General features: G+C 69.5%; 18 protein-coding genes and 4 tRNA genes. 5 read left to right on the top strand and 17 right to left on the bottom strand.

Translation table 11 applies throughout. The features are described 5' to 3' along the window. Positions 1–121: 121 nt before the first annotated feature. The 9 genes from rpoB to AB0L45_RS13665 all read right to left on the bottom strand — a co-directional run bounded on the left by rpoB (position 122) and on the right by AB0L45_RS13665 (position 9,538). Positions 122–3,604 (bottom strand): DNA-directed RNA polymerase subunit beta, encoded by a 3,483-nt coding sequence (gene rpoB, locus AB0L45_RS13705; protein WP_365839313.1) that lies wholly within the window; start codon positions 3,602–3,604, stop codon positions 122–124. 605 nt (positions 3,605–4,209) lie between these two features. Further along, positions 4,210–4,599, bottom strand: a complete 390-nt coding sequence (gene rplL, locus AB0L45_RS13700; RefSeq protein WP_365839311.1) for a 50S ribosomal protein L7/L12 — start codon at positions 4,597–4,599, stop codon at positions 4,210–4,212. Positions 4,600–4,688: 89 nt separating this feature from the next. Continuing rightward, positions 4,689–5,240 carry a 50S ribosomal protein L10 gene (rplJ, locus tag AB0L45_RS13695; RefSeq protein WP_365839309.1) on the bottom strand — a complete coding sequence of 184 codons (552 nt, stop codon included), beginning with the start codon at positions 5,238–5,240 and terminating at the stop codon, positions 4,689–4,691. A 317-nt stretch (positions 5,241–5,557) separates the two neighbouring features. Beyond that, a complete protein-coding gene (locus AB0L45_RS13690; protein ID WP_365839307.1) occupies positions 5,558–6,415 on the bottom strand; it encodes a hypothetical protein in 858 nt (285 codons plus the stop codon). Between the two features lie 228 nt (positions 6,416–6,643). After that, positions 6,644–7,366, bottom strand: coding sequence for a 50S ribosomal protein L1 (gene rplA, locus AB0L45_RS13685; RefSeq protein ID WP_365839305.1), 723 nt, complete (start codon positions 7,364–7,366; stop codon positions 6,644–6,646). A gap of 106 nt (positions 7,367–7,472) precedes the next feature. Next, a complete protein-coding gene (gene rplK, locus AB0L45_RS13680) occupies positions 7,473–7,907 on the bottom strand; it encodes a 50S ribosomal protein L11 (protein WP_363259758.1) in 435 nt (144 codons plus the stop codon). Between the two features lie 168 nt (positions 7,908–8,075). Beyond that, complete coding sequence (gene nusG, locus AB0L45_RS13675) at positions 8,076–8,990, bottom strand: transcription termination/antitermination protein NusG (RefSeq protein WP_365839303.1); 915 nt, start codon at positions 8,988–8,990, stop codon at positions 8,076–8,078. Positions 8,991–9,062: 72 nt separating this feature from the next. Continuing rightward, entirely contained in the window at positions 9,063–9,356 is a 294-nt protein-coding gene (gene secE, locus AB0L45_RS13670) for a preprotein translocase subunit SecE (RefSeq protein ID WP_030017011.1), read from the bottom strand. A gap of 109 nt (positions 9,357–9,465) precedes the next feature. After that, a tRNA-Trp gene (locus AB0L45_RS13665) sits at positions 9,466–9,538 on the bottom strand. Positions 9,539–9,722: 184 nt separating this feature from the next. On the opposite strand from AB0L45_RS13665, the gene AB0L45_RS13660 reads away from it, so the two are divergent. Both AB0L45_RS13660 and AB0L45_RS13655 read left to right on the top strand, forming a co-directional pair. Next, on the top strand, positions 9,723–10,955 hold the full coding sequence (locus tag AB0L45_RS13660; protein WP_365839301.1) for a pyridoxal phosphate-dependent aminotransferase: 1,233 nt from the start codon (positions 9,723–9,725) through the stop codon (positions 10,953–10,955). A 119-nt stretch (positions 10,956–11,074) separates the two neighbouring features. Beyond that, complete coding sequence (locus AB0L45_RS13655; protein ID WP_365839299.1) at positions 11,075–12,097, top strand: adenosine deaminase; 1,023 nt, start codon at positions 11,075–11,077, stop codon at positions 12,095–12,097. A 33-nt stretch (positions 12,098–12,130) separates the two neighbouring features. On the opposite strand, the gene AB0L45_RS13650 is transcribed toward AB0L45_RS13655, so the two are convergent. The 6 genes from AB0L45_RS13650 to AB0L45_RS13625 all read right to left on the bottom strand — a co-directional run bounded on the left by AB0L45_RS13650 (position 12,131) and on the right by AB0L45_RS13625 (position 14,762). Beyond that, on the bottom strand, positions 12,131–13,186 hold the full coding sequence (locus AB0L45_RS13650; protein ID WP_365839297.1) for a UDP-N-acetylmuramate dehydrogenase: 1,056 nt from the start codon (positions 13,184–13,186) through the stop codon (positions 12,131–12,133). Positions 13,187–13,255: 69 nt separating this feature from the next. Continuing rightward, entirely contained in the window at positions 13,256–13,690 is a 435-nt protein-coding gene (locus AB0L45_RS13645) for a MaoC family dehydratase (RefSeq protein WP_365839295.1), read from the bottom strand. A 4-nt stretch (positions 13,691–13,694) separates the two neighbouring features. After that, a complete protein-coding gene (locus tag AB0L45_RS13640) occupies positions 13,695–14,150 on the bottom strand; it encodes a MaoC family dehydratase N-terminal domain-containing protein (RefSeq protein WP_365839293.1) in 456 nt (151 codons plus the stop codon). Positions 14,151–14,316: 166 nt separating this feature from the next. Beyond that, positions 14,317–14,481 (bottom strand): 50S ribosomal protein L33, encoded by a 165-nt coding sequence (gene rpmG / locus AB0L45_RS13635; protein WP_006604855.1) that lies wholly within the window; start codon positions 14,479–14,481, stop codon positions 14,317–14,319. A gap of 88 nt (positions 14,482–14,569) precedes the next feature. Beyond that, positions 14,570–14,642, bottom strand: a tRNA-Met gene (locus AB0L45_RS13630). A 47-nt stretch (positions 14,643–14,689) separates the two neighbouring features. Further along, positions 14,690–14,762, bottom strand: a tRNA-Thr gene (locus tag AB0L45_RS13625). Between the two features lie 182 nt (positions 14,763–14,944). Between AB0L45_RS13625 and AB0L45_RS13620 the strand changes: the two genes are divergently transcribed. Next, the gene (locus tag AB0L45_RS13620; protein ID WP_365839290.1) at positions 14,945–16,237 is read left to right on the top strand and encodes an amidohydrolase family protein; all 1,293 of its coding nucleotides are present in this window, start codon (positions 14,945–14,947) and stop codon (positions 16,235–16,237) included. A gap of 78 nt (positions 16,238–16,315) precedes the next feature. Beyond that, on the top strand, positions 16,316–16,975 hold the full coding sequence (locus AB0L45_RS13615) for an SDR family oxidoreductase (protein ID WP_365839288.1): 660 nt from the start codon (positions 16,316–16,318) through the stop codon (positions 16,973–16,975). A gap of 271 nt (positions 16,976–17,246) precedes the next feature. Here the strand turns inward: AB0L45_RS13615 and AB0L45_RS13610 are convergent. After that, positions 17,247–17,328: transfer RNA gene (locus AB0L45_RS13610), tRNA-Tyr, on the bottom strand. Between the two features lie 193 nt (positions 17,329–17,521). Between AB0L45_RS13610 and AB0L45_RS13605 the strand changes: the two genes are divergently transcribed. Continuing rightward, positions 17,522–18,010: a YajQ family cyclic di-GMP-binding protein gene (locus AB0L45_RS13605; RefSeq protein ID WP_031002987.1), complete on the top strand. Its 489-nt coding sequence runs from the start codon at positions 17,522–17,524 to the stop codon at positions 18,008–18,010. A 90-nt stretch (positions 18,011–18,100) separates the two neighbouring features. Here the strand turns inward: AB0L45_RS13605 and AB0L45_RS13600 are convergent, their stop codons facing one another. Continuing rightward, positions 18,101–19,288, bottom strand: a complete 1,188-nt coding sequence (locus AB0L45_RS13600; RefSeq protein WP_365839286.1) for a hypothetical protein — start codon at positions 19,286–19,288, stop codon at positions 18,101–18,103. Positions 19,289–19,313 lie beyond the last annotated feature (25 nt).

The raw sequence follows: 19,313 nt of genomic DNA, 5'->3' as shown, positions 1-19,313 counted from the left end.
GTCAATCCCTCTTTCAGGGTCGTGCCCTTCGCGTAAGCGAAAAAATGGGCTCTACATCATGGTCTGTACGGGTCCGGGGCGACCGGGGCTCCTTGGGGGGAAGGAGCCCCGGCCAGGCCCGTCAGACCTCTTCGACGCTGCTCGGCTCGCGCCGGGACAGGTCGATACCGAGCTCCTCCGCTGCGCGGAAGACATCCTCGTCCGTGTCGCGCATCTCGATGGACATGCCGTCCGAGGACAGCACCTCCACGTTCAGGCAGAGCGACTGCATTTCCTTGATGAGCACCTTGAAGGACTCGGGAATGCCGGGCTCGGGGATGTTCTCGCCCTTGACGATCGCCTCGTAGACCTTCACGCGGCCGGTCACGTCGTCGGACTTGATGGTCAGCAGCTCCTGGAGGGCGTACGCGGCGCCGTAAGCCTCCAGCGCCCACACCTCCATCTCACCGAAGCGCTGGCCACCGAACTGGGCCTTACCACCCAGCGGCTGCTGGGTGATCATCGAGTACGGACCGGTCGAACGGGCGTGCAGCTTGTCGTCGACCAGGTGGTGGAGCTTCAGGATGTACATGTACCCGACCGAGATCGGGTCCGGGAACGGCTCACCGGAACGGCCGTCGAACATCCGGGCCTTACCGGTGTCCTTGACCATCCGCTCGCCGTCACGGTTCGGCAGCGTGGAGTCGAACAGACCAGCGAGCTCGTCCTCGCGCGCACCGTCGAAGACCGGGGTCGCGACGTTGGTGCGGGGCGCGACCTCGTCGGCGCCGATCGCCTGGAGACGCTTCTGCCAGTCGGCGTCGCCCTCGACCTTCCAGCCCTGGCTGGCGAGCCAGCCGAGGTGGATCTCCAGGACCTGACCCGGGTTCATTCGGGACGGGACACCCAGCGGGTTGAGGATGATGTCGACCGGGGTGCCGTCCTCCAGGAACGGCATGTCCTCGACCGGGAGGATCTTGGAGATGACGCCCTTGTTGCCGTGGCGGCCGGCGAGCTTGTCACCGTCGGTGATCTTGCGCTTCTGCGCCACGTAGACGCGGACCAGCTGGTTCACGCCCGGGGGCAGCTCGTCGCCCTCTTCACGGTCGAAGACGCGGACGCCGATGACCTTGCCGATCTCGCCGTGCGGGACCTTCAGCGAGGTGTCACGGACCTCACGGGCCTTCTCACCGAAGATGGCGCGCAGCAGGCGCTCCTCGGGGGTCAGCTCGGTCTCACCCTTGGGCGTGACCTTGCCGACGAGGATGTCGCCGGCGACGACCTCGGCACCGATCCGGATGATGCCGCGCTCGTCGAGGTCCGAGAGGACCTCCTCGGAGACGTTCGGGATGTCCCGGGTGATCTCCTCGGGGCCCAGCTTGGTGTCCCGGGCGTCGACCTCGTGCTCCTCGATGTGGATCGAGGACAGCACGTCGTCCTGCACGAGGCGCTGCGACAGGATGATCGCGTCCTCGTAGTTGTGGCCCTCCCACGGCATGAACGCCACGAGGAGGTTCTTGCCGAGCGCCATCTCGCCCTGGTCCGTGGAGGGACCGTCGGCGAGCACCTGGCCCACGACCACGCGGGCGCCCTCGTCCACGACGACCTTCTGGTTGAAGGAGGTGCCCTGGTTGGAGCGGGTGAACTTGGCGACGCGGTAGGTGGTGTACGTGCCGTCGTCGTTGGCGACGGTGATGTAGTCCGCGGAGACCTCCTGGACCACACCGTCCTTCTCGGCCTTGATGACGTCACCGGCGTCGACCGCGCAGCGGTACTCCATGCCGGTGCCGACCAGCGGGGCCTCCGCCTTGATCAGCGGCACGGCCTGGCGCATCATGTTCGATCCCATGAGCGCGCGGTTGGCGTCGTCGTGCTCCAGGAAGGGGATCATGGCGGTCGCGGCCGACACCATCTGGCGCGGCGAGACGTCCATGTAGTCCACGTCCTCGCGGGCGGCGAGGTCGACCTCACCACCGCGGCGGCGGCACATGACGCGGCCTTCGGCGAACTCCATGTCCTCGGTGAGGGGAGCGTTCGCCTGCGCGATGAGGAAGCGGTCTTCCTCGTCGGCGGTCAGGTAGTCCACCTGCTCGGTGACCCGGCCGTCGACGACCTTGCGGTACGGCGTCTCGATGAAGCCGAAGACGTTGACCCGGCCGTACGAGGCGAGCGAACCGATCAGACCGATGTTCGGGCCTTCGGGCGTCTCGATCGGGCACATGCGGCCGTAGTGCGAGGGGTGCACGTCACGGACGTCCAGGCCGGCCCGCTCACGGGACAGACCACCGGGGCCCAGCGCGGACAGCCGGCGCTTGTGGGTCAGGCCCGACAGCGGGTTGGTCTGGTCCATGAACTGGGACAGCTGGCTGGTGCCGAAGAACTCCTTGATGGAGGCGACGACCGGCCGGATGTTGATCAGGGTCTGCGGCGTGATCGCCTCGACGTCCTGGGTGGTCATGCGCTCGCGCACGACGCGCTCCATACGGGCGAGACCCGTACGGACCTGGTTCTGGATCAGCTCGCCGACGTTGCGCAGGCGGCGGTTGCCGAAGTGGTCGATGTCGTCGGTCTCGACGACGATCTCCGTGCCGTTCTCGCCGATCGTCTCGGTCTCGCCGGCGTGCAGCTTGACCAGGTACTTGATCGTGGCGATGACGTCGTCGGTGGTCAGCACACCGGCGTCCAGCGGCTCGTCGCCGCCGAGCTTCTTGTTGACCTTGTAGCGGCCGACCTTCGCGAGGTCGTAGCGCTTGGGGTTGAAGTAGAGGTTCTCCAGCAGCGTCTGCGCGGCCTCGCGCGTCGGCGGCTCGCCCGGACGCAGCTTGCGGTAGATGTCGAGCAGCGCGTCGTCCTGGCCCTGGGTGTGGTCCTTCTCCAGGGTGGCGCGCATCGACTCGTACTCGCCGAACTCTTCGAGGATCTGCTCGGTCGTCCAGCCGAGGGCCTTGAGGAGGACGGTCACGGACTGCTTGCGCTTACGGTCGATGCGCACGCCGACCATGTCGCGCTTGTCGATCTCCATCTCCAGCCAGGCACCCCGGGACGGGATGATCTTGGCGGTGAAGATGTCCTTGTCGGACGTCTTGTCGATCTGGCTGTCGAAGTAGACGCCCGGCGAGCGGACCAGCTGCGAGACGACGACACGCTCGGTGCCGTTGATGCAGAAGGTGCCCTTGTTGGTCATGAGCGGGAAGTCGCCCATGAAGACCGTCTGGGACTTGATCTCGCCGGTCTCGTTGTTGGTGAACTCAGCCGTGACGAAGAGCGGAGCCGCGTACGTGAAGTCGCGCTCCTTGCACTCGTCGATGGAGTTCTTCGGGGGCTCGAATCGGTGGTCGCGGAACGTCAGCGACATCGACCCGGAGAAGTCCTCGATCGGGGAGATCTCTTCGAAGATCTCCTCCAGACCGGACTTGGTGGGGACGTCCTGACCACTTTCCAGCGCAGCCTCGACGCGACCCTTCCATGCGGCATTGCCGAGCAGCCAGTCGAAGCTTTCGGTCTGCAGCGCAAGGAGGTTCGGAACCCCGAGGGGCTCCTTGATCTTCGCAAAAGAGATGCGCAGCGGGGCGGTGCTGTCGCCGTTGTTCGTATTGGCAGTCGAGGCGTTGCGCGAGGCGGCCAAGAGGGGGTCCTTCCGAGGGCTCGGACTCACTACGCGCGTACCGGTCCCGGACCGAACACAGCCGGAGGAAAGGCCCAGGTCAGGGCGGATCAGTCGGCATTGCTCGGGCTCGGGTATGCCCCTGGTGACGGGCAGGGAGCAGCTAACAGGCAGCGCAAAGGGTCAGTGTAGCCACTCGGCACACTGATGTCCAGAGCGAGTTTCCGGAGACCGGTTCAGCACCGTGATACCGATCTTCTCCCTCCGGGAGGCGGCACCCTCCGTGACGGAGGTACCCCTCTTTGTTCGTCTTAACGCCCAACGTCTTATGCCTGCCACGAGCCGTGCGCCAAGAGGCGCATCCCGATGCTTCCCTCTTCGCCGGCGATCCATGCCTCGAACCCGGATCGCTTCTGACGTCGCGTCCTGAGAATTGCGCGCTGCGTGCGGTTCGTCAAGGCCCCCCACCCACTGGAAGATCGTCACGGGGTGCACGGCCGGGCAACGAAGATCACCATACTCGCACGGAAGGGCGGGGCGGCGCAGCCGCGGCCCGAACGCCCGAAGGCGACCACCCGCATGGGTGATCGCCTTCAGGTTGGTGAAGAGTCGGCAGACTCGTCAGGTCACTTGACCTCGACGGAGGCGCCGGCGCCCTTGAGGGCCTCGGCGGCCTTCTCCGCGGCGTCCTTGGCGACCTTCTCGAGGACCGGCTTCGGGGTGCCGTCGACGAGGTCCTTGGCCTCCTTCAGACCCAGGGAGGTCAGCTCACGCACGACCTTGATGACCTGGATCTTCTTGTCGCCCGCACCGGTGAGGATGACGTCGAACTCGTCCTGCTCCTCGGCGGCGGCGGCGTCGCCACCACCCTGGGCCGGGCCGGCGGCGACGACGGCGGCCGGGGCGGCAGCCTCGACGTCGAACTTCTCCTCGAACTTCTTCACGAAGTCGGAGAGCTCGATGAGGGTCATCTCCTCGAACTGGGCGAGCAGTTCGTCCTGGGTGAGCTTCGCCATGGTGGCGGTCCTTCCACTAATTCGGCTGGTGCCGGATGTACATTGCGGCGGGCGTGCTGAGCAGACGTGCCCGCAGGACTACGGAGTGGTTACTCCGCGGCCTCGGCGGGAGCCGGCTCACCGGCACCGCCCTGCTCGACCTTGCTGCGAAGAGCTTCCGCGGTGCGGACCATCTTCGTGAGCGGGGCCTGGAAGGTCGCCGCGGCCTTGGCCATGGACGCCTTCATGCCACCCGCCAGCTTGGCGAGCAGAACCTCGCGGGACTCGAGGTCCGCAAGCTTCTTGATCTCGTCGGCGGACAGCGCCTTGCCTTCAAGGACACCGCCCTTGATGACGAGAGAGGGGTTCTCCTTGGCGAAGTCACGAAGACCCTTCGCCGCCTCGACCGGGTCACCGGTCACGAAGGCGACAGCCGTCGAGCCCTTGAGGTGCTCGTCCAGCGTGATCCCGGCCTCATTGGCCGCAATCTTGGTCAGCGTGTTCTTCACCACACGGTACTGAGCGTTGTCACCGAGCGAACGGCGCAGCTGCTTGAGCTGAGCGACGGACAGTCCGGTGTACGCGGTCACAACAGCGGCGTTGGAGTTACGGAGCTTCTCCGTGATCTCCTCGACGGCTGCGACCTTGTCGGGCCTCGCCATGAGCCTCGGCCTCCTTCCGGGTGATGAGGACCGCGCAGAAGGGGCTGGGCAAAACAAACGCCCCGGCGCAAGCGCACGGGGCATGGCTCGACCGGGCGGAACGGAGTCCGTCCGGGAGTTCTTCCTCGTCCACCTGCGCAGGCCGTCCGCAGCTAGCGGATCCTTCGGTTCCGTACGCCCGGGAAGGCGCACAGAGACAACCAGCGGTCTTTGGCTTCTTCGCTACGGTACGCGAACGGCCGTCGCGCAGGCAAATCCGTCCCCGGGCCCGGCGGCGCGGGGCGCGCCGGGCCCGGGGACGACGGGTGCCGGCGGGGTCAGCCCGCCAGGCCGGCGCCGATGCCGGTACCGAGCTTGGCCGCGTCGTTGACCTGCGAGGCCGGGGGCTCCACGACGGAGACCTTGGTGCCGTAGTCGGAGTAGTAGGCCGTGTTCTCCGTGCTGCCCAGGTTGCTCTGGAACTTCTCGACCTTCTTGACGAGCAGGTCGTCCGGGCCGATCCAGAGGTCGATGGTCTCGTTCTTCGTGCCGTTCTGCTTGAGCGACTCCTCCAGCGACTTCATGTCCTTCTCGCTGAAGTCCTTGGACGCCTGCATCCGGGCCAGCGCGGCCACCTCGAAGGTGGCGGTGTAGTGGGTCGCCTTGACGCCGCGTACGTCCTCCGTACCGACCTTCTCGGCCTTGCCCGTCGCGAGGACCAGGCCCACGGACCGCGACGGGTTGTTGTTCTGCATCTGGTCCTTGAGCATCGCGAAGACCGGGCTCTTCTTGGCCATCGCGTTGTAGTCGTACTTCATCCAGGGCTTGGCGCCGAGCCCGAGCTTGAGGTACATCACCTCCGGCGTGTAGATGCTCTGCATGGGCTTGCCACCGCCCAGACCGCCCTGCCCGGTCGTCTCGACGTTCATCCGCATGCCCTGGGACCAGTCCATCCCGCCCTTCATGGACTGTGTGGACTGACCCGTCCTGCGCGTCATCTCGACCTTGGCCGACTTCTCCGCGCCGGTCTTCTCGGACGCCGTCCGCAGCGCCGCCGTGGCCGCCTGGACCGGCGAGCCGCCGCCCGCGTCGCCGCCGCCCGCCTTGTCGCCGCCGTCCTTGCCGCCGCAGGCGGTCAGTCCGGCCAGCATGACGACGCCGGCGGCCGCGGCCGCGGTGATCCGCGCAGTACGCACGTGTTCTCTCCCCGTTGTAGATCAGTTCCAAGACTGCGGGTGAGCGTAGTGCAGGGGGCTGACAGCGCCCCTCCCCGGGCCCCACGGCGTCCCGAACGCCCCGCCTCGCCCCCGTACGGACCCGGTGGCGGCCGGAGAGCCCGTACGGCGCCCGGAAACACGCCGGGCCCCGCACCTCGGTGAGGTACGGGGCCCGGCGCACGCGTACGCGCGTGCCTGCCGTCAGACTCAGACGGCGAGCACGTCCTCCTCGACGAGGAGGTTGCGGGTGCGGTTGGAGTCGACCGGGACGCCGGGGCCCATCGTGGTGGTGATGGTGGCCTTCTTGATGTAGCGGCCCTTGGCGGCGGACGGCTTGAGGCGGTTGATCTCCTCCAGCGCCGCGGCGTAGTTCTCCACCAGCTTGGCGTCGTCGAAGGACACCTTGCCGATGATGAAGTGGAGGTTCGCGTGCTTGTCCACGCGGAACTCGATCTTGCCGCCCTTGATGTCGGTGACAGCCTTGGCGACGTCCGGGGTGACGGTGCCGGTCTTCGGGTTCGGCATCAGACCACGGGGACCGAGCACGCGGCCGAGGCGGCCGACCTTGCCCATGAGGTCCGGCGTGGCGACGACGGCGTCGAAGTCCAGACGGCCCTTGGAGACCTCGTCGATCAGTTCGTCGGAGCCGACGATGTCGGCGCCCGCGGCTTCCGCGGCCGCAGCACGGTCGCCGGTCGCGAAGACCAGGACCCGGGCGGTCTTACCGGTGCCGTGCGGAAGGTTCACGGTGCCACGGACCATCTGGTCGGCCTTGCGCGGGTCGACACCCAGACGCATGGCGACCTCGACGGTCGCGTCGAACTTGGCCGGGGAGGTCTCCTTGGCCAGACGGACGGCCTCGAGCGGGGCGTACAGACGCTCCCGGTCGATCTTCGCGTCCGCGTTGCGAAGATTCTTGCTGCGCTTCACTGCTGCTCCTGAATGGTGACGGTGGAGTCGTGGTGCGGGCCAGCGCCTGGCCCTACCACGTGCCCCTGGGTGCGGCGGGTGCCGCGGGGCAGGTGCGGGGTGGCTGTCAGCCCTCGACCGTGATGCCCATGGAACGGGCGGTGCCGGCGATGATCTTCGACGCGGCGTCCAGGTCGTTGGCGTTCAGGTCGGGCATCTTGGTGGTGGCGATCTCGCGGACCTGGTCGGCCGTGATCTTGGCGACCTTGGTCTTGTGCGGCTCGCCGGAGCCCTTGTCCACGCCCGCGGCCTTCAGGATCATCTTCGAGGCCGGCGGGGTCTTGGTGATGAAGGTGAAGGAACGGTCCTCGTAGACCGTGATCTCCACCGGGATGACCCAACCGCGCTGCGACTCGGTCGCGGCGTTGTAGGCCTTGCAGAACTCCATGATGTTGACGCCGTGCTGACCCAGCGCGGGGCCGACCGGCGGGGCCGGGTTCGCGGCACCGGCCTGGATCTGGAGCTTGATGAGCCCCGTGACCTTCTTCTTCTTGGGAGGCATGCTCTCTCCGGGTCCTAGTGAGAGGTTTTCGCCAGACCATCCGGTCATCCGGATGGAGGCATACCGCACAACGATAACGGGTATAGAGGTGCGGCCAAAAACCGAGCAGGTCAGACGGTCCCCGAGGGGCTCGCCTGACCTGTTCGGAAGCTCTGGTTCCAGAAGGTGTCAGTTCTTCTGGATCTGGTCGAAGCTCAGTTCGACCGGGGTCTCGCGGCCGAAGATCTCGACGAGGCCCTTGACCTTCTTCGAGTCGGCGTTGATCTCGTTGATCGTGGCCTGCAGCGTGGCGAACGGGCCGTCGGTGACGGTGACCGAGTCGCCCACCTCGAAGTCCAGCACCTGGACCTCGACCTTGCGGGACGGGGCCGGCTTGCCCTCGGCCTCGGCGGCCTCCTTGGCGGCCTTCTCCTCGGCCTCCGGGGCGAGCATCTTGACGATCTCGTCGAGGGTCAGCGGGTACGGGTCGTAGGCGTTGCCCACGAAGCCGGTGACGCCCGGCGTGTTGCGCACGACGCCCCAGGACTCGTTCGTCAGGTCCATGCGCACGAGCACGTAGCCCGGGAGCTTGTTCTGGCGGACGTTCTTGCGCTCGCCGTTCTTGATCTGGACGATCTCTTCCTCGGGGACCTCGGCCTGGTAGATGAAGTCCTCGACGTTGAGCGAGACGGCGCGCTGCTCCAGGTTGGCCTTCACGCGCTTCTCGTAGCCCGCGTAGGTGTGGATGACGTACCACTCGCCCGGCAGGGTGCGCAGCTCCTCGCGGAGCGCGGCGATCGGGTCGGCCGGCTCGGCGTCCTCGTCCTGCGCCGCCGCGTCCTCGGCGGTCTCCGCCTCTTCGGCGTCGCCGTCGGCGTCCTCGTCCTCGACGCTCACCGCGGCCTCCTCGGCGGGCTCGCCCGCCTCGGCGTCCTCGGTGTCGAGCTCGTCGGCCGCGTCGGCGCCCTCGACGATCTCGTGAGCGGCCTCTTCGTCGGCGCTCGCCGCAGCGTCGCCCTCGACCTCGGCCGAGGCAGCCGCGTCAACGTCGGCCGCTGCCGTCTCGACGGAGTCGGCGGCGTCGTTCAGGTTCGGGTCAGACACGGTGGCTGCTTCTTCCTGGCTTCAAGGGGTTGAACATGCAAAGGGGCGCCCGCAAAGGCGCCCTTCGCGGGATCAGCCGAAGACGTACTTGACGGCCTCGTTGAATCCCAAGTCAATCACGGTTACGAGACCGATGACGATGACGACGAAGACGATCACCACGGTGGTGTACGTGGAGAGCTGGCCCCGCGTGGGCCAGACGACCTTGCGGAGCTCGGCGATGATCTGCCGGTAGAAGAGTGCGAGGCGGGCGAACGGGCCCTTCTTGCCGCGCTTGCCGCCGCGGCGGGGCTTCTTCGCGTCCGAGCCCTCGTCTTCGGAACGACCGCGCTCAGGCATGTCGATGGAGCCCAGGGCGTCCGTCACTCGTCCTCACCTGAATCCGGGTCGTTGGCCGTGCCGCGCCCGGTAGAGCCGCACGGCGGTGCATTTCAGTACGTACGCGTGCACGCGACTCGGTGAAGAGTGCGTGTAGCAGGGCCGGAGGGACTTGAACCCCCAACCGCTGGTTTTGGAGACCAGTGCTCTACCAATTGAGCTACGACCCTTTGTGTGTTCCCCAACCTACCGCATCCCGACCACTGCACCAGGTGCGTGGTCGCTCGCGCCCTGTCGGGAGCCAACGGTCAGCGAGTGTACGTGGTTCGCGGCCGGGCGTCGAACAGAAACCTTCGAGGTGGTGCCTCCAAACCCGTGCGCCCGCCCCGGCGGCGGTCTGGGAACATTCAGTACATGAGCGCTACTCCTCCCGCACAGTCCCCCACCGACCGTCGGGTGTCGGCCCGCGTCGGGGCGATCTCCGAGTCCGCGACCCTCGCCGTGGACGCCAAGGCCAAGGCCCTCAAGGCCGCCGGGCGCCCGGTGATCGGCTTCGGCGCCGGTGAGCCCGACTTCCCCACCCCGGACTACATCGTCGAGGCCGCCGTCGAGGCCTGCCGTGACCCGAAGTTCCACCGCTACACCCCGGCGGGCGGTCTGCCCGAGCTGAAGGCCGCGATCGCCGCGAAGACGCTGCGCGACTCCGGCTACGAGGTCGAGGCGGCGAACGTGCTGGTCACCAACGGCGGCAAGCAGGCGATCTACGAGGCGTTCGCGGCGGTCCTGGACCCGGGCGACGAGGTCATCGTGCCGGCCCCGTACTGGACCACCTACCCGGAGTCGATCCGGCTGGCGGGCGGCGTGCCGGTGGAGGTGGTGGCCGACGAGACCACCGGTTACCGGGTGTCCGTGGAGCAGCTGGAGGCGGCCCGTACGGACCGTACGAAGGTGCTGCTGTTCGTCTCGCCGTCCAACCCGACCGGCGCGGTCTACACCCGCGAGCAGGTCGAGGCGGTGGGCCGCTGGGCCGCCGAGCACGGCCTGTGGGTCCTGACGGACGAGATCTACGAGCACCTGGTCTACGGGGACGCGGAATTCTCCTCGCTGCCGGTGGTGGTGCCGGAGCTGCGCGAGAAGTGCATCATCGTCAACGGTGTGGCGAAGACGTACGCGATGACCGGCTGGCGGGTGGGCTGGGCCATCGGCCCCAAGGACGTGATCAAGGCCGCGGCGAACCTCCAGTCGCACGCCACCTCCAACGTCTCCAACGTCGCGCAGGCCGCGGCCATCGCCGCGGTCTCCGGCGACCTGACGGCCGTCGAGGAGATGAAGGTCGCCTTCGACCGGCGCCGCAAGACGATGGTGCGGATGCTCAACGAGATCGAGGGCGTGCTGTGCCCCGAGCCGGAGGGCGCGTTCTACGCGTACCCGACGGTCAAGGGCCTGCTCGGCAAGGAGATCCGGGGCAAGCGTCCGCGGACCAGCGTGGAGCTGGCCGAGCTGATCCTGGAGGAGGCCGAGGTCGCGGTCGTCCCGGGCGAGGCGTTCGGCACGCCGGGCTACCTGCGCCTGTCGTACGCGCTGGGCGACGAGGACCTGGTCGAGGGCATCTCGCGTGTCCAGAAGCTGCTGGCCGAGGCCAAGTAGCACCGGTTCGTGCGGATGCGGGCCCCGGGACTGTCCCGGGGCCCGCATCTGCTTTCGGGCGGGCGCTCGTTCGGGAAAGGGCCTACCGGCGCGTCGGCCTCGTACGGCAAGATCCTGGGATGGAACGTGTACGCGATGTCCGGGCCCTGCCGAAGGCCCATCTGCACCTGCACTTCACCGGGTCGATGCGGCCCGGCACCCTGCTGGAGCTCGCCGACAAGTACGGCGTGCACCTGCCGGAGGCCCTGAAGGGCGGCGAGCCGCCGAAGCTGCGCGCCACGGACGAGCGCGGCTGGTTCCGCTTCCAGCGGCTGTACGACATCGCACGCTCCTGTCTGCGCTCCCCCGAGGACATCCAGCGGCTGGTCCGCGAGGCGGCCGAGGAGGACGTGCGGGACGGCTCCGGCTGGCTGGAGATCCAGGTCGACCCGACCTCGTACGCGCCCCGGCTGGGCGGGCTGATCCCGGCGCTGGAGATCATCCTGGACGCGGTGCGCGCCGCGTCCCGCGACACCGGCCTCGGGATACGGGTCCTGGTGGCCGCCAACCGGATGAAACACCCCCTGGACGCCCGTACGCTGGCCCGTCTCGCGGTCCGCTACGCCGACCGCGGCGTGATCGGTTTCGGGCTCTCCAACGACGAGCGGCGGGGGTTCGCACGCGACTTCGACCGGGCCTTCGCCATCGCGCGGGACGGCGGGCTGCTGGCGGCGCCGCACGGCGGCGAGCTGGCGGGGCCGGCGAGCGTGCGGGACTGCCTGGACGACCTGCACGCGTCCCGGGTGGGCCACGGGGTGCGGGCGGCGGAGGACCCGGCGCTGCTGCGCCGGCTGGCCGAGCGCGGGGTGACCTGCGAGGTCTGCCCGGCGTCCAACGTGGCCCTGGGGGTCTACGAGAAGCCCGAGGACGTACCGCTGCGGACCCTGTACGACGCCGGTGTCCCGATGGCGCTGGGCGCCGACGACCCGCTGCTGTTCGGGGCCCGGCTGGCGGACCAGTACGAGATCGCGCGGACGGCGCACGGCTTCTCGGACGCGGAGCTGGCCGAGCTGGCCCGCCAGTCGGTCCAGGGTTCGCGGGCTCCGGAGGGGGTGCGGAGGGAGCTGCTGGCGGGGGTGGAGGCGTGGCTGCGGGGGGAGTGAGCGCGCGGAGCGGGCCGCGCGCCTCCCCCGCCCCTAAAGGGTGACGCCGACCGTCACCGGCTCATTGACCAGCGTGACGCCGAAAGCGGCGCGGACACCGTCGCGGACCTCGCGGGCCAGGGCGAGCAGGTCCTCGGTGGTGGCCTCGCCGCGGTTGGTCAGGGCGAGGGTGTGCTTGGTGGAGATGCGGGCCGGGCCGTCGCCGTAGCCCTTGGTGAAGCCGGCGCGGTCGATGAGCCAGGCGGCCGAGGTCTTCACGCGGCCCTCCCCCGCCGGGAAGGCGGGCGGGGTGACGTCCGCGCCGAGGCGCTCGTGGACGCGGGCGAGGAAGTCCGCGTACGCCGCCTCGGTGAGGACCGGGTTGGTGAAGAAGGAGCCCGCGGACCAGGTGTCGTGGTCGTCCGGGTCCAGGACCATGCCCTTGCCGGCCCGCAGCTTGAGCACGGTCTCGCGGGCGTCGGCGGCCGGCACCCGGTCGCCGGCCTCGACGCCGAGGGTGCGGGCGGTCTCCGCGTACTTGATCGGCGCGGACAGGCCGCCCGCGTCCTCCAGGGCGAAGCGCACCCGCAGCACGACGAACCGGTCGGGGTGCTCCTTGAAGCGGCTGTGGCGGTACGAGAACGCGCACTCGGCGTTCGAGAGGGTCACGCTCTCGCCCGCTATGCGGTCGTACGCGACCACTTCGGTGATCGTGGAGGACACTTCCTGTCCGTACGCGCCCACGTTCTGGATGGGTGTGGCACCCGCCGAACCGGGAATGCCGGCCAGGCACTCGATGCCCGCGAGCCCGGCCTCGACCGTGCGGGCCACCGCGTCCGACCAGTTCTCGCCCGCGGCCAGCGTCAGGTCGGTGCCGTCCAGGGTGAAGCCGCGGGTGGCGATGCGCAGCGCGGTGCCCTCGAAGCCCTTGTCGCCGATGACCAGGTTGCTGCCGCCGCCGATGACCAGCAGCGGGGTGCCGGCCGCGTCGGCCTCGCGGACGGCCGCGATCACCTCGTCGTCCGTGGTGGCGGTGCGCAGCCGGGTGGCCGGTCCGCCGAGGCGGAAGGTGGTCAGCGGGGCGAGGGGAGCATCGGTGAGTTCCTGCACGGGCTCAAGAGTACGGGGGCGGCCCCGCCGCTCGGGCCGGGCCGCCCCGTGCAGTGACGATCACTCGCCTCAGGCGAGGCGCACCACCGCGCGCGACATTCCGAGCACCTTCTGCCCGGCGCTGGTCGCGGTCAGGTCGACGCGGACCGTACGGGCCTGGTCGTCCAGCTTGGCCGCGACCTTGGCGCTGACCTCGATGACCGCGCCCTGGTCGTCGTTGGGCACCACGACGGGCTTGGTGAAGCGCACGCCGTACTCGACGACCGCGCCCGGGTCACCGGTCCAGTCGGTGACCACGCGGACGGCCTCGGCCATGGTGAACATGCCGTGCGCGATCACGTCGGGCAGGCCGACCTCTTTGGCGAACTTCTCGTTCCAGTGGATCGGGTTGAAGTCGCCGGAGGCGCCCGCGTACCGCACGAGCGTGTCGCGCGTCACAGAAAAAGTCTGCGCCGGGAGTTCGGTGCCGGCCTCGACGTCGTCGTAAGAGATCTTCGCCGTCATCGCGTCAGCCCTCCTGCCCGGCGGCGCGCGCCACCAGCTTGGTGAAAGCGGTCACCACGTGCTCGCCCGCTGCGTCGTGCACCTCACCGCGGATATCGAGAATGTCGTTCCCCGCCATGGATTTGATCGCCTCGATGGTCGAGGTGACCGTCAGCCGGTCACCGGCGCGCACCGGGCGGGTGTAGGCGAATTTCTGGTCGCCGTGTACCACCCGGCTGTAATCGAGGCCCAGCTGCGGGTCTTCGACGACCTGCCCGGCGGCCCGGAAGGTGATGGAGAACACAAAGGTCGGCGGGGCGATCACATCGGGGTGACCGAGCGCCCTGGCGGCTTCGGCGTCGGTGTACGCCGGCGCCAGGTCCCCGATCGCCTCGGCGAATTCGCGGATCTTCTCCCGGCCGACCTCGTAAGGAGCGGTGGCCGGGTAGCTCCGCCCGACAAAGGACTGGTCGAGCGCCATGGGCTCGCAACCTCCCTGAACTGGTCCCTGCAAAGGACCCTGACCTTGTCATACCGGTACACCGGCAGCCGGCCCGCCGCCACGCGCGGCGTGCCCCCCACATCGCACCACAACGCCGCGAGGCCGCCCCCAGGGACTGGGGACGGCCTCGCGGACGAGCCTGGTGTTATCGCGTCTCGCGGTGTGCGGTGTGCGAGTTGCAGCGCGGGCAGTGCTTCTTCATCTCAAGACGGTCCGGGTCGTTACGCCGGTTCTTCTTGGTGATGTAGTTCCGCTCCTTGCACTCCACGCAGGCCAGCGTGATCTTCGGGCGGACGTCGGTGGCAGCCACGTGAGTGCTCCTTGACGGACGGATGGACGGGTGAACGCATAGAAGAGTAGCCGATCGGGAGACCGACCCCACAATCGGCTACTGTCAGTAGCGGTGACCGGACTTGAACCGGTGACACAGCGATTATGAGCCGCTTGCTCTACCGACTGAGCTACACCGCTGTGATGCGAGTGGACCCCGCCCGAAGGCGGGATACCTCACACATCAGAGCCCCAATACGGAATCGAACCGTAGACCTTCTCCTTACCATGGAGACGCTCTGCCGACTGAGCTATTGGGGCGAGCGATGAAGACATTACACGGCCTGCCGCCAAAGGTGAAATCCGTATCCGGAGCACCGCCTCCGCCGCCCCACGCACCACACCGGTACGACTATTTCGCGCCTCCGCGAAGGTCCCCGGGGCGCGCCCTAGGCTCGGACCACGCTGCGTGATCTTGCACGCCCGGTCCTTCGAGGAGCGCGATGTCCGACAGCAGTCAGCCGCAGCCGGGGCCCGAGAAGGCCACGGGCAGCGACGGCACGGGCGCCGCGGCGGGCACCCTGGTGCTCTGCGACGCCCGCCTCGCCGACGGCCGCGTGGTGGACGTACGGCTCAGCGGCGGACACATCGAGGCGGTCGGTACGGCAGGCAGCCTCGCCCCGCACGGCTCCCGCGTCGACCTCGGCGGCTACCTGCTGCTCCCGGCCCCCGCCGAACCGCACGCGCACTGCGACACCGCGCTGACCGCCGACGCCGCCGGCCCCGTTCCCGACACCCTCGAAGACGTCCAGCGCCGCACCACCGAAGCGGCCCTCCTGCAACTCGGGCACGGCGCGACCGCGCTGCGCACCCACGTACGGATCGGCGACGTCCAGGGACTGCGGTCGCTGGAGGCCGTCCTCCAGGCGGCCCGGTCGCTGCGCGGGCTGGCCGAGATGACCGCGGTCGCGGTGCCGCGGATGCTCACCGGGGCGGCCGGCGCGGACGGCCTGGCGATGCTGCGGGACGCCGTGAAGATGGGCGCCGCGGTCGTCGGCGGCTGCCCGGACCTGGACCCCGACCCCGCCGGGTACGTCGAGACCGTCCTGGAGCTGGCGAACGAGCACGGCTGCGCGGTGGACCTCCACACGGACGGTGACGACCCCGCGCGCCTCGCCCGGTTCGCCGCGATGGCGGGCGGGCTGCGGCCCGGCGTGGCCGTCGGACCGTGCGCGGGCCTGGCGGCGCTGCCGCCGGAGGCCGCGGCGCGCACCGCCGAGCAGCTCGCGGCGGCCGGCGTGACGGTCGTCTGCCTGCCGCAGGGCGGCTGTGCGGCCCTGGAACGGCACGGTGCGGGCCTCCCGGGCCGGGGCGGGGCCGCGGGCGGCCGGGTGACCCGTTCCGCGCCCGTACGGCTGCTGCGCGCGGCCGGGGTGCGGGTGGCGGCCGGCAGCGGCGCCCTGCGCGACGCGGCGAACCCGGTGGGGCGCGGTGACCCCCTGGAGGCCGCGTACCTGCTGGCCTCCCTGGGCGAGGCAGGGCCCGAGGCCGCCTACGGGACGGTCAGCACGGCCGCCCGCGCGACGCTGGGCCTCCCGGAGGTCCGTGTCGAAGCGGGCTTCCCCGCGGAGTTGCTGGCCGTACGCGGCGACAGCCTCGCCGGGGTGCTCTCGCTCGCGTACAGCCGGATCGTGGTGCACAAGGGGCGCGTGGTGGCGCGGACGAGCGCGGTGCGCGAGTACTGCGACTCGGCGGCTGCGGTCGCGCTGGAGCTGCCGCGGCAGTCGCAGCGGTGAGCGGACCGGAGTGCCCGATGGAGCCACGGGCGCCCTGGCTGCCGCACCGGGCCGGGTGACAGGCGTACGGTCGGGATCATGCGCATTGTCATCGCAGGTGGACATGGTCAGATCGCGCTGCGGCTGGAGCGGCTGCTCGCCGGGCGCGGAGACGAGGTGGCGGGCATCGTCCGCCGGCCCGAACAGGCCGGGGACCTGCTGGCCGCCGGGGCCGAGCCGGTCGTCTGCGACCTGGAGACGGCCACCGTCGGCGACGTCGCCCGGCACCTCGAAGGCGCGGACGCGGCGGTCTTCGCGGCGGGCGCCGGGCCGGGCAGCGGCATCGAACGCAAGGAGACGGTGGACCGCGACGCCGCGTCCCTCTTCGCGGACGCGGCGGAGGCGGCCGGCGTACGGCGCTTCGTCGTCGTCTCGTCGATGGGCGCCGACAAGGAGCCGCCGGCGGGCACCGACGAGGTGTTCGCCGCGTACCTGCGCGCCAAGGGCGCCGCGGACGCCGACGTACGGGCCCGGCCCGGCCTGGACTGGACGATCCTGCGGCCGGGCCGCCTGACGGACGAGCCGGGCACCGGTCTGGTCCACCTGGCCGAGTCCACCGGCCGCGACGCGGTCTCCCGGGACGACGTGGCGGCCGTCATCGTCGCCCTCCTGGACGAGCCGGGCACGGTCGGCCGCACGCTGGAGCTGATCGGCGGCGACGCACCGATCGCGGAGGCCGTCCGCGCGGTCACGGGCTGAACGGGGCGGCTGCGGGCCGGGCGGAGGCCCCTGCTCCGGTGGGGTGGGGGCCTTGCCGTGCCGTCCATGCCGTGACATGCCGTCCGTGCCGTGCGGAGTGGCCCTGGTCCGTACAGGCGAAACGGCCCGGTCGGGAAAACGAAGCCGGACCAACGAAGCCGGATGAGCGAAGCCGCACAAGCGAAGCCGGATGAGCAAAGCCGGATGAGCGAAGCCGGACAAGCGAAAAGGCCCCGATCCGTTCTCACGGACCAGGGCCTTTTCGGACCTGTGGCGGCGCCAGGATTCGAACCTGGGAAGGTAGAACCGGCAGATTTACAGTCTGCTCCCTTTGGCCGCTCGGGCACACCGCCATGGGTTTCGCTGCCGGGAGATCCGCCGGTGTGGCGTCGCTCCGTGGCAACGACGTAAACCATACCCGATGGCCGGGGGTGGTTCGCCACCCGGTTCTTCCCGGACCGATCATGCCCGGGGTGACTAGGCTTGCGGAGCGGTCCTGAATGGGCCGTACCCCTGACGGATCTACGTACGAGGAGCCAACTCAAGATGGCCGACTCCAGTTTCGACATCGTCTCGAAGGTCGAGCGGCAGGAGGTCGACAACGCCCTCAACCAGGCCGCCAAGGAGATCTCGCAGCGCTACGACTTCAAGGGCGTGGGCGCGTCGATCGAGTGGTCGGGCGAGAAGATCGAGATGCGCGCCAACGCCGAGGAGCGGGTGAAGGCTGTCCTCGACATCTTCCAGTCCAAGCTGATCAAGCGCGGGATCTCACTGAAGGCGCTGGACGCGGGCGAACCGCAGGCCTCCGGCAAGGAGTACAAGATCTTCGCCTCCCTCCAGGAAGGCATCTCGCAGGAGAACGCCAAGAAGGTCGCCAAGATCATCCGCGATGAGGGCCCGAAGGGCGTCAAGGCGCAGGTGCAGGGCGACGAGCTGCGCGTCAGCTCCAAGAGCCGGGACGACCTCCAGGCCGTGCAGCAGCTGCTCAAGGGCAAGGACCTGGACTTCGCGCTGCAGTTCGTGAACTACCGGTAATTCCCCGGTGTGCCGCCGGTGAGCCCGGCGGAGATCACGTCGGGCGCGCGGCGCCGGGAACGGTCTCGGTGCCGCGCCCCGTCGCGTTTCCTACGCGGGGCCGTCGGTGCGCGTACCGGTGCCCGACCGTTGGGTGCGCCCGCGGCGCGTGAGGAGAACGGTGACCAGCGCGAGTGCGGCGGCTGTAGCGGCTACGGCGAGCGCGCTTCCGGAGCCGGGTCCGGCCTCGTGGAGCGGGGCGGCCTCACGGAGCGGGGCGGCCTCGCCGGGTGGATCGGTCTCGCCGGGCGGGGCGGTACCCGTGATCTCCAGCTTGATCGGGGCGGTGTTGTTCGCCGGGTCGGCGTCCCCCAGGGCGGATTCGCCCACCGAGAGCCGCCCTTCCGCGCCTTCGACCCGCCGGTCGATCCGGACGCGCAGCGTGATGTAGTTGGGCTCCATGCTGCAGTAGAGATGTCCGTCCAGGCCGTCACGTGCACAGAAGGACAGCTCGGACGGGGTTCCCTCCCGTTCCTTTCTCGACAGCGGGGCGAACGACGTCCCTGGCGGCAACTCCACCCGCACCCTGTCGGCGCTGCCGACACCCTCCATGGCCACGGAGCTGTACTCCCCCACCCTGCCGCGGATTGTGATGCCTTTGACCCTCCAGTCCTTCCTTACGGACGAGGTCGTGGCGAAGCGCATTTCACCGCCGCCCTTGAGGGTGTCGATGGCGACCGGCACGAGACCCAGCGCGGGCCCCGAGCCGCGCGCGGTTCCCTTTTTGTAGCCCTCCGCACCCGGCGGCGGCTCGCCCAGCGGCCAGACGGAGTACCGGTACGCCCCCTCGACCGTGTCGCGACCGCCGCTGGTGGTGACCCAAGAGAGAGGCTCGGCGGTCTCGTACGCGGCCCCCACGGGCACGGCGTCCGGGAATTCGCAGAAGACCGTGCTGTCACCCACCTGGTAGTAGCAGTTGTCGTGGCCCAGGAATCCTGGTGTGTTCGGGAACCGTACGTCGTCGAGATCCACGCGCAGCACCACGCCCCGGGGCGCCGCGGCGGTCCCGGTGTTCCCGAATGCGGGTGTGAGGCGGGGGATGTCCTTCATGGCGTTGCTCGACGAGTCATAGGTGAGCCTGTCCTTGGGGATGACGTACGGCTCATGGGCACGCAGCGTGAAGGACGGCTTCCTGCCGCCCTGGTGCGGCCCGTCGGCTCCGTCAGCCCCTGGGCCGAGCAGGACCAGCGCGGCGACGGCCGCCAGAAGTGCCGTGACCCATCTGCCCGTTCGCACCATGACCGCCGACCGCCCCCGTCCACCG

Origin of the sequence: Streptomyces sp. NPDC052496, from assembly GCF_040679095.1 — a bacterium.
In the GTDB taxonomy this organism is placed as follows: Bacteria; Actinomycetota; Actinomycetes; order Streptomycetales; family Streptomycetaceae; genus Streptomyces.
This window is presented reverse-complemented; position numbering and strand designations above follow the sequence as displayed.

What these genes read in the sequence shown, in the direction of transcription:
- rplK (WP_363259758.1), bottom strand. Translation starts at nt 7,907, where the DNA reads ATGCCTCCCAAGAAGAAGAAGGTCACGGGGCTCATCAAGCTCCAGATC.
- AB0L45_RS13655 (WP_365839299.1), top strand. Translation starts at nt 11,075, where the DNA reads ATGGAACGTGTACGCGATGTCCGGGCCCTGCCGAAGGCCCATCTGCAC.
- AB0L45_RS13620 (WP_365839290.1), top strand. Translation starts at nt 14,945, where the DNA reads ATGTCCGACAGCAGTCAGCCGCAGCCGGGGCCCGAGAAGGCCACGGGC.
- AB0L45_RS13600 (WP_365839286.1), bottom strand. Translation starts at nt 19,288, where the DNA reads ATGGTGCGAACGGGCAGATGGGTCACGGCACTTCTGGCGGCCGTCGCC.
- AB0L45_RS13640 (WP_365839293.1), bottom strand. Translation starts at nt 14,150, where the DNA reads ATGGCGCTCGACCAGTCCTTTGTCGGGCGGAGCTACCCGGCCACCGCT.
- rplJ (WP_365839309.1), bottom strand. Translation starts at nt 5,240, where the DNA reads ATGGCGAGGCCCGACAAGGTCGCAGCCGTCGAGGAGATCACGGAGAAG.
- AB0L45_RS13645 (WP_365839295.1), bottom strand. Translation starts at nt 13,690, where the DNA reads ATGACGGCGAAGATCTCTTACGACGACGTCGAGGCCGGCACCGAACTC.
- rplL (WP_365839311.1), bottom strand. Translation starts at nt 4,599, where the DNA reads ATGGCGAAGCTCACCCAGGACGAACTGCTCGCCCAGTTCGAGGAGATG.
- AB0L45_RS13605 (WP_031002987.1), top strand. Translation starts at nt 17,522, where the DNA reads ATGGCCGACTCCAGTTTCGACATCGTCTCGAAGGTCGAGCGGCAGGAG.
- AB0L45_RS13660 (WP_365839301.1), top strand. Translation starts at nt 9,723, where the DNA reads ATGAGCGCTACTCCTCCCGCACAGTCCCCCACCGACCGTCGGGTGTCG.
- AB0L45_RS13615 (WP_365839288.1), top strand. Translation starts at nt 16,316, where the DNA reads ATGCGCATTGTCATCGCAGGTGGACATGGTCAGATCGCGCTGCGGCTG.